The sequence below is a fragment of the Bifidobacterium sp. UMB1197 genome (assembly GCF_030217745.1).
Lineage (GTDB): Bacteria > Actinomycetota > Actinomycetes > Actinomycetales > Bifidobacteriaceae > Bifidobacterium > Bifidobacterium vaginale_B.
Genome location: NZ_JASOOL010000052.1, coordinates 1 through 281, shown reverse-complemented (window position 1 = coordinate 281; position 281 = coordinate 1). Strand labels below are relative to the sequence as shown.

At 59.1% G+C, this 281-nt stretch carries 1 protein-coding gene; it reads right to left on the bottom strand.

Annotation, left to right across the window (positions count from 1 at the left end; all coding sequences use genetic code 11):
* Window positions 1–213 (bottom strand): plasmid recombination protein (locus QP420_RS06570; protein WP_481616901.1); only part of this gene is annotated, 213 nt, incomplete at its 3' end.
* Between the last annotated feature and the right edge of the window lie 68 nt (window positions 214–281).

Here is a 281-nt window from a genome sequence, read left to right as displayed (position 1 = left end):
CAGTACCGCATCTTTACGGCGCTTTTCCGGCAACAGCTCCCGCAGCTTTCCCATCGCCTCATCTGCCGACTGAGACACAGAGCAGTAGTTTTCTGGTGTCCGTTCAGCGTCAGCATTCGGCGTCTCACGCTCCCTGTAGCAGTGCTGCAAAGCGCTGGCCACACTGCCCATTCCCGTCAGCTTTTTGCAGCGCATTATCGCGTTATTCGCCATGCTTACCCACTCGTTCTGGCGTTCATCCAGCCAGTCGGGGGATCGCATTGCGATGCCTCCGGCGGGCC